The 6,178-nt window shown below is 37.2% G+C and carries 5 protein-coding genes; 2 read left to right on the forward strand and 3 right to left on the reverse strand.

What is annotated here, in order from left to right:
• Positions 1-274 precede the first annotated feature (274 nt).
• Positions 275-970 (reverse strand): DUF4767 domain-containing protein, encoded by a 696-nt coding sequence (locus ED2_RS13975; protein WP_016176997.1) that lies wholly within the window; start codon positions 968-970, stop codon positions 275-277.
• Between the two features lie 422 nt (positions 971-1,392).
• Here ED2_RS13975 and ED2_RS13980 point away from each other — a divergent pair, with 422 nt between their 5' ends.
• Both ED2_RS13980 and ED2_RS13985 read left to right on the forward strand, forming a co-directional pair.
• A complete protein-coding gene (locus ED2_RS13980) occupies positions 1,393-1,884 on the forward strand; it encodes a hypothetical protein (protein ID WP_016176996.1) in 492 nt (163 codons plus the stop codon).
• Between the two features lie 464 nt (positions 1,885-2,348).
• Positions 2,349-3,401 (forward strand): zinc-binding alcohol dehydrogenase family protein, encoded by a 1,053-nt coding sequence (locus tag ED2_RS13985; protein ID WP_005878719.1) that lies wholly within the window; start codon positions 2,349-2,351, stop codon positions 3,399-3,401.
• Positions 3,402-3,576: 175 nt separating this feature from the next.
• Here ED2_RS13985 and ED2_RS13990 read toward each other — a convergent pair whose 3' ends face one another.
• Both ED2_RS13990 and ED2_RS13995 read right to left on the reverse strand, forming a co-directional pair.
• Entirely contained in the window at positions 3,577-5,283 is a 1,707-nt protein-coding gene (locus tag ED2_RS13990; RefSeq protein WP_016176995.1) for a DUF4091 domain-containing protein, read from the reverse strand.
• A partial coding sequence (locus tag ED2_RS13995) for an alpha/beta hydrolase (protein WP_255209483.1) occupies positions 5,280-6,178 on the reverse strand: 899 nt, incomplete at its 5' end. The genes ED2_RS13990 and ED2_RS13995, both read right to left, overlap by 4 nt.

Consider the following 6,178-nt stretch of genomic DNA (forward strand, 5'->3'; position numbering starts at 1 on the left):
ATTATCAAAAATATGGAACAAATCTAAAAATAAGTTTTGCCACAGACTCTCGAATAAACGGTGTCCCAAAGTCAGGTTTTTCAGAAATTTCAAAAAAAAAAAAAAAACGAACAATACGTTTTTTGTATTGCTCGTTTTTCTCTCCAATTTCTCAAACCTAAACGACTTTATCTCGACGTCTACTTGATTTTCTATTTTTTATAAATAACCATAATTCCCACTTATTTTTAAGAACAAAGGCCTATTGATCCTAGAACGAGTGCCTTTCTTACACTTATTGTCCAGTAACGATTTGTGAAAATCCATTTTTCAATTCTTGATTATCTGTTTCTCTTAACTCAAGATAGTTGTTCGGATTCCCTTGATTTTGACTGATGACCAAAACTTTAGGAGTTCCTCCCTCAATGGTGAAAAAGTAAACGTGCCTTGTTTTTTGTCCAGATTGTGTTTGCGCATCTGAATAAACTGCTACTAATCCGTAGCCAGATGGTACTTCTCCATTTTCTGACCAAGTTAACGAAATTGGTGTATTGGCAACCGTTGCTTGCCAACCATTCATATGGTTCAAAACTCCATCAGGTAACTGTAATCCATAGAGATTTACATTATTACCCGGTCCATAGGCTTGATAACTTTGTCCCATGGTTTGACCCCAACTAGCCATAAAGCTAGCCAATTGATTGCTTTTATCTGCACTCCACAACAGATTTGAAACCGTAGTTGTTTCTGTTGCTGTACTAGAGCTGGTATCTGTGCTACTTGTTGAATTGGTCGTTGTGCTGCTTGTCGAGCTGCTTGTTGTACTGTTTGTTGTACTGCTTTCTGAACTTGCTTTGCTACTCGATTCTTTTGTTACTGCTATACTACTTTCAGCAGACTTTGAAGACTGAGCCGTCGCTTTTTTTGTTTGTTGACATGCAGCCAATAACACTGTTGACAATACTAAACAAAACATCACCGTTTTTTTCATCTGTTTTCTCCTTATTCCCCAAACCTCAATTTTTTATAACTTATTATAAGCTTGTTTTTATAACAATACAATTACTTATTTTAGCCCCTGATCGATAACATATTCCCCTTGGTTTTCGGGGTAAAATCTAGGCTTCATGTGCTTTCTTCTTTACCTTGCTCACTTGCTTTCCCAAGAAAAATCACTCCTCGATTCTTTCGTGACCATCTGTTCACCACGTAGAAAATAATGTTATAAAAAAGAAGAACGCAATTCAAAACCAGCGAGTTTCTGGATAGGATTCGAAAGAATGATTTCTAAATATAGCATAGTTCCATCTACTTTAATTTCTTGATTTTAAAAGGTTAAATCGCGAATTATAAAAAAATTACTTTTAGTTTATTTATCAAAATGATAAGATATGAAAAAGGAGTGATCTAATTATGAGTAAAAAAAACGTTGTTATTTTTATATCTTTATTGATTTTATCTACTTTCTCGTTAAGCGCTTGCGCATCTGCGGATAAAGACAAGATAGAAAACGTCGTCATCGTTCAAGTCACAAATGGTGGTACTTTGCAAAATCGTGGAGGTTATACCATAGAAAATGGAACTCTTGCTATTTTTAAAGAAATCCAACTATCTAAAAATCTCAACCAAGATCCCTCTAGCTTAACCACTTCAGACAGTGAAAAAGAAGAAATAGAAAAATTACTTGCGAATGATTTTACTGAAGAAGATCAACACCCTGAACAAACTGGGCTATTTCAAACATACGATTGGAAAATAAAAAAAGCCTATGCTCAGATCGATAAAGAAAACAAAAAAACGTATCTCTATGGTGAGCACTATAAAAAAGAATTTACTTGGGTAAATGTTCAAGGAACCCGCCTAATGGATTCGAATAAAGTGGAATATAGTTTTAGTCAAAAATAGATTTTCTAGTTTCTGTCACATGAAAAAATTGGACAGTTTCTTGTGTTTATAGGCAAAAATATCAGCCCTTTTCAATAAGAAATCAGCTGATATTTTTGTCTATTTTAGTTAAAACAATAGGAACTAGTCGATTAAATCGTTATTGCTCTCGCTATATCTTTATATAGAACTTATGTCCGACAAAATACAGACTTGCGTTTTCTTGCATTGCTCACGCTTTTGGTACAGCACGCGACTTTTATAGAAGAAATATAGCGTATCAAAGATGCTTTGTTTTACAATAGAAATGAAAAGATTTAAGCTAGTGCTGTTGAAATAATGCTTAGTTTTCGGATGGATTCAGGAGACAACCACCAAGTGATGCTCGTTTTCCTATCTTTCGACCTTCTAAGCTGATTCTATATCGCTTCCTTTACGTCAAATTAAAGGAAGACGTTTTGTCCACTAGCAGAGGAGGAAGTTTTATGTCAAATGATCCATTGATGCAGGCTGTTGGCTTTTTTGAAGGCTTGCCGATCGATGACCCTAAAAGTTTCATTGATCAAAAAAAAGAAATCCCTATTCCTGAAGCAAGAAATATACTGATAAAGGTCAAAGCGGTATCCGTCAACCCTGTTGACACTAAGTTAAGACAGACCGCACCTAAAAGCGATACGCTAAAAGTACTAGGATTTGATGGCGTAGGTGAAGTCGTCAAAATAGGCGAAAAAGTTTCTAAGTTCAAAATCGGGGATCGAATTTTTTATGCAGGTACTACAACACGTTCTGGCAGTAATCAAGAATATCAACTCGTTGATGAACGGATTGCAGCTTTAGCACCAAAGCATCTATCAGATGAAGAAGCCGTAGCCCTTCCCCTTACCTCCTTGACGGCCTATGAACTACTGTTTGATAAATTTGGATTGATTCCAGAAGAAAATGCCAATCAAGGAAAGAAAATCTTAGTGATCAATGGAGCAGGTGGTGTCGGCTCTATCTTGAACCAGTTAGCTAAATGGGCAGGATTAGAAATCTATGCTACTTCTAGTCCTAAAAACTTTGAATGGCTCACTTCAGTTGGTGTAGATCATCCACTAGATTATCATCACGATTTAAAACAAAGCTTGCAGGAACTAGGTGTAGAGGCTGTTGATTATATCGCCGTCTTATTCGATATCACCCATTATTTAGAACAAATCACTCATCTGATCAAACCGTTTGGACATGTAGGCACGATCGTTGGGGTCAATGAACCGCTGAACTTAAGTGCTTGGAAAAATCTATCAGTCAGCTTGGATTGGGAGTATATGTTTGCGAAAACTGATTATGACTACCAAATCGAAACACAAGGTGAAGCATTGGCAATGATTGCTTCGCTAGCAGAAAGAGGCGTCCTAAAAACAACCTTGACAAAAGTCTACTCGGATGGCATCAACGCAAAAAATTTGCGGGCAGCTACAAAAGAAGTCGAATCCGGACACATGTTAGGTAAAGTTGTTCTTAGCGGTACATTCAACGGCGAAGTTGCTCCATTTTAAAAGTTGAATCAAGTCTTCTTTTGATACATTTCATCGCTTGAAATAAAGGTTGAACAATAAACACATGATGTGCGTTTTCAAAAATGTTCCGTGCAAACGACAAATTTGGGAACGCACATCAACTTTTTTAATTAAAAGTGTTTACCAAAAGAACCAATCGCAATTTTTTCTTCCACTATTCCCCCTGATTTATTCGGATCAGTACGTTTCTTAATTGTTGGTACTTTTCTTCAGTTAACTGAAATGCCTCAGGATTCGCCTGATGACTATTCAGCATCCAATCTTTAGGGTCAGTGACAACTAAAAATTCATCAAGCAATTGTTGGACTTTCTTTTCGTTTTGTTCTTCTGCATGTTTCAATAACCAAAAGTCTTCTATTCCTCTTAGAAGTTGTTTGTAGCGAAGGGATAGTAATAAATCACCGTTATATCCTGGGTAGATCAAACAGTTGTCGCCAATCGGAAGTGCCCCCGTGTTATAGCGGATATCTGTTCGAGCATTTGTTGGCCAGCAGTTCAGTGCCCAACGCAATAAGCCATCCGTTTTAAAGTAATAAGCAAGCAACCCTTGGACTCGTGTTTCAATCAATGGACTGTGTAAAAAGGTATTAGGTTTCGTTGGATAATTACAGATATAGTAGTTCAGTTTTTTTCCAAATTTTTCTAGTAATTGCTGTTGGTTGTTACAAGTACAATAAAAAGAAGTCACAGGATAATCAATGACTGATTCTAATGAGTTTAAAACTGATTCTTTGTCAAAAGCAACTTTGATTTGAATAGATGGCTCGATGGCCTTTAAGTCATTGACTGCTTGGATAAATGCTTCTACTTCATGTGACTTAGGTTCATCTGCGGTCACATAGGTTCGTTCCCACACCCCAATCTCTTTCAAATGAAAAACAAGTTGTTTTAAGTACGCAGTAAAATCAGCTGCTTGTTCAATAAACGTAATCTTATCTGTTGATTCATCAAAATAGCGTAAGACGATTTTTTCTGAATGTCCCGACTGCTCATTCAAAGGAAAATAAGGTGGTTTCCAAACACCTAAAAGACCAAATAGATTGATTTCTTGATTGATACCGTATTTTTCAAAACAAGCAAGATAGCGATCCAAAATCGAAAAATCACAAATAAGTGCCCCTTCCATATTTTTCCGAATGGGAATCATTGAATATTCATATAGATTCGCTGGATAATCTTTGACAATATAGTTGAACCAGCCTTTCCAAGGAATCGCACCTGCGATCACTGTCACTGCCTTTTGACCAATTGCAGCTAACTTGTCAGCCATTTGATCAACCAAGTCAAAATGAGCATCTCCCCACAGAGGCACATGGAAGGTGCGTGCCAAATTGGAAGGTTGCTGCCAGATATCCAGTCGAAAGTCTTGTTGCACATCATCTGGAAAAGCAAAATCCAAAACAGATACTTCAATTGATTTTTCCGCGACTAATTGATCCTCTTGGTTAATGAACGAACGGTATACAGAAAGTTGGACTGGGTAAGTACCCGGTTTTACTTGTTTATCGATAGGGATCTCTATATAAATAGGTGCATAGCGATCGCCACTATACGTATACGCTGTTTCTCCAATCAACTCATCCGCATAAGCCAATCCATCTGTTCCTAAATAATAGTCAACAAATTGTGCTTGATAAGGTAAATCACTTTTGATGGCAATTCGATACACGGGGATCTCGATCTCATCAGGAATCGAAAATTGCTTATTTAAAATAAAGTGATTCTTTTTGCCATCATGTAATAAAAGCTGAAAAACGGCACAACTATTTTTAGAACTAGTAATCGTGGTGATTTGTGTTGGTTCTTCATGAGAAAGTTCTGTTGAAGCTTTATAACTTTCATCTACGATCATAAATTTCATTCTTTTCCACCTACCCTTTTTGATTGTTTCATTTGTTCATGCACCTTTGCTATACGTGCTGTGGAGAAAATTTCTGGTGAGAATTGCTGCAATTGATTCAATGAAAACCGACGAAGGATCTTGTAATAACTCTTTTCCGCTAATTTTGGGAATTCTTGGAATAAGATTGCTTGATTCGTTCCATCTTCTAGCAATTGATCTAACGGCAGTTCGAGAACATTTTTTTCCATTGGTCCATTGACTGTTTGATTTACTGGCTGGGTTTCTTGCTCCCAATTCAACTCTAACCACTCACAAACGAGCTTCAACCAACGCGCAAAGCGTAAGTCGATCATTTCTGGTGATGCACCAAACCATTTAGTTCCCAGTGAAAGTCCATGACGCCCTTTTTGGAAAATATGGCTTTCAAATGGTACATCATGTTCTTCCAAAGCACTCAAATACAGCAAAGAATTCTCGATCGGTACGACATTATCTTCAAACGTAGAAAATAAAAAAGTTGGCGGTGTTTCTTTTGTTACACAAGTATCTAAAGAAGGCGCTTTGATTTTCATCACCTCAGCAAATGACGACAAAATCGCTGGATAACCTAAAATACAAAGATTCGGTTTTTCTTCTAACAACGTAGACATCGCTGCTGCAAGGTGTCCACCAGCAGAAAAACCAATCACCGCAATCTGATCTTGCGCGACTTTGTATTTCGCATCGATCTTTCTGATCTCTGCTAATGCCTGTTTCGCATCCTCTAATGATCGTTCGAAATCTCGATTTTCACCTACATGATAACGTAGTACGCAAGCATGATATCCCTTTGCTACAAATGATAAAGCGATTGGTTCAGCCTCTCTCTCACTACAAAAACTATAGCCACCCCCAGGGATCACTAAAACTGGAA

The organism is Enterococcus durans NBRC 100479 = LMG 10746, from assembly GCF_001544215.1.
GTDB lineage: Bacteria > Bacillota > Bacilli > Lactobacillales > Enterococcaceae > Enterococcus_B > Enterococcus_B durans.

Excerpts from the sequence above, each read along its gene's own strand:
- ED2_RS13975 (WP_016176997.1), bottom strand. The coding sequence starts at position 970 with ATGAAAAAAACGGTGATGTTTTGTTTAGTATTGTCAACAGTGTTATTG.
- ED2_RS13980 (WP_016176996.1), top strand. The coding sequence starts at position 1,393 with ATGAGTAAAAAAAACGTTGTTATTTTTATATCTTTATTGATTTTATCT.
- ED2_RS13985 (WP_005878719.1), top strand. The coding sequence starts at position 2,349 with ATGTCAAATGATCCATTGATGCAGGCTGTTGGCTTTTTTGAAGGCTTG.
- ED2_RS13990 (WP_016176995.1), bottom strand. The coding sequence starts at position 5,283 with ATGAAATTTATGATCGTAGATGAAAGTTATAAAGCTTCAACAGAACTT.